At 62.5% G+C, this 642-nt stretch carries 1 protein-coding gene and 1 pseudogene; one reads left to right on the top strand and one right to left on the bottom strand.

Features of this window, described 5'->3' with window-relative positions; all coding sequences use genetic code 11:
* Positions 1–207, top strand: a pseudogene (purU, locus tag B3849_RS17295) (formyltetrahydrofolate deformylase); the annotation flags it as partial.
* 12 nt (positions 208–219) lie between these two features.
* Here purU and B3849_RS17290 read toward each other — a convergent pair.
* On the bottom strand, positions 220–642 hold a 423-nt coding region (locus B3849_RS17290), incomplete at its 5' end, for a GNAT family N-acetyltransferase (RefSeq protein ID WP_286780472.1).

Below are 642 nucleotides of genomic sequence, written 5' to 3'. Positions count from 1 at the left end.
GAAGGGCCGATTATCGAACAGGACATTGTGCGCGTCACCCATGCGCAATCCGCCGAAGACTATGTCTCGCTCGGGCGGGATGTCGAAAGTCAGGTATTGGCGCGGGCCATTCACGCGCATATCCACCGGCGCGTGTTTGTGAATGGCAACAAGACGGTGGTCTTCCCTGCCTCGCCGGGGTCTTACGCCTCTGAACGGATGGGGTGAGCCACGGGGGCGCTAGCCGATGGTCGGCACATGCGCCCCTGCGTCCTTGTCCAACAGATCGATCAGCCGCGGATCATCCGCGACCTCGACCTGCCGCTTGAATGGGGTAAACCCGCTGCGGACGTAAAAGGACAGCGCCTGCGGACTGTCGAGCGTGCAGGTATGTAGATGGAACCGCGAGATCGGCCGCGCCCAAGCCGAGCGGATCGCGTGGTTCATCAGATAGCGCCCGGCACCCGATCCGATCAGCGCGGGGGTCAGCCCGAAATAGGCCAGCTCGCACGTGCCATCAGCCGTGAACTTAAGCTCGAGCAGCGCCTCGTCGCGACCATCCTTGGTCAGCGTGAAAAACTGCGTGTCCGCATCCGACAACAGCGCCTGCAATTCGGCGTCGGTTTTTGTGAGCCGCCCGAACCACAGCCAATCCTGTCCGAC

Source organism: Sulfitobacter sp. UBA4523, from assembly GCF_002388305.1.
Classification (GTDB): Bacteria; Pseudomonadota; Alphaproteobacteria; order Rhodobacterales; family Rhodobacteraceae; genus Sulfitobacter; species Sulfitobacter pontiacus.
This window is presented reverse-complemented; position numbering and strand designations above follow the sequence as displayed.